The organism is Methylibium sp. T29, assembly GCF_000576205.1.
Lineage (GTDB): Bacteria > Pseudomonadota > Gammaproteobacteria > Burkholderiales > Burkholderiaceae_C > Methylibium > Methylibium petroleiphilum.
In genome coordinates this window covers 1-1303 of record NZ_AZND01000497.1, presented here as the reverse complement: position 1 = coordinate 1303, position 1303 = coordinate 1, and the positions used below count along the sequence as shown (strand labels likewise).

At 74.5% G+C, this 1303-nt stretch carries 1 protein-coding gene; it reads left to right on the top strand.

Annotated features, from left to right (window positions below):
• Positions 1-1303 (top strand): PD-(D/E)XK nuclease family protein (locus x551_RS22345; RefSeq protein ID WP_161728134.1); only part of this gene is annotated, 1303 nt, incomplete at both ends.

Genomic DNA, 1303 nt, shown 5'->3' with positions numbered 1-1303 from the left:
GCCGCCGGCAGGCAGCGCCTGGGCGCAGCAGGCGGCGCGCGTGCGCTTCGATGCCGACGGCTTGCGCGACTGGGTCGACGGCGTGCTGGAGGCGGTTTCGTTCGAGCCGCCGTCGCCCGACCTCGGCGGTGCGGCGCCGGTGATCCTCACGCCGCTGGCGCGCGCGATGCTGCGTCCGTTCGCAGCGGTCGTGTGTCCGGGTGCGGATGCGGCGCATCTCGGCGCGCTGCCGAAGCCGCAGGCCTTGCTGGGCGACGCACTGGCGGCCGCGCTCGGCCTGCCGTCGAGCGCGCAGCGTCGCGAGCACGAGCGACGGGCCTTCGCGCAGTTGCTGAGGGTGCCGCGGCTCACGCTGCTGCACCGCCGGCGCGACGGGGCCGAGCCGCTGCAGGCCAGCCCGCTGTTGCTGCAACTGCAGTTCGACGAACGCGAGGCCGTCAGGTCGGGCGGTGAGCAGCGGACGCCCGTCGCCGTCGTGCCGCGCCCGCTCGCGCACCCCTTGCCGGTCGCGCCGGCGCTGTTGCCCGACTCGCTCAACGCCACGGCCTACGAAGCGCTGCGCGCCTGCCCCTATCGCTTCTTCGCGCAGCGCCTGCTGGGCCTGGCCGAAGCCGAGGAACTCGACGACGCCGTCGACAAGCGCGACTACGGCACCTGGCTGCATGCGGTGCTGCAGGACTTCCACCGCCAGCGGCAGCCCGGTGCGCCGCAGGACGATGCCGCCTTGCTGCTGCGCATTGCCCGCGCGCGGCAGGCGCTGCTGGCGCGAGACGATGCCGATTTCCTGCCGTTCGCCGTGTGGTTCGAGGACCTGCTGCCGCGCTACCTCGCCTGGTGGCATGCCGAAGAGGCGCTGGGCGCGAACGTGATCGATACCGAACTCGAACTGCGAGCACAGCCGCCAGCGCTGGCGGCCGCCGGCCTGCGCCTGCGCGGCACGCTGGACCGCATCGATGCCGTGCCGGGCAAGGGGGGCCACGGTGCGCACCGCATCCTCGACTACAAGACCTCCAGCGAGACCACCCTGCGCGAGCGCCTGCGGCAGCCGCTCGAGGACACCCAGCTGCCGTTCTACGCCGCGCTGCTGGACGCGTCGCGCGGCGTCCCGCCAGGCGACGTGCAGGCCGCCTACCTGTCGCTCGACGGGCGCGAGGGCGTGAAGCTGCTGGCGCATCCCGACGTGGCCGCCAGCGCCGCGACGCTGCTCGAAGGCATCGCGGCCGACTTCACGCGCCTGCAGCCGGCGCGCCGATGCCGGCGCTGGGCGAGGGCAGCGCCTGCGAGCACTGCAGCGCACGCGGCC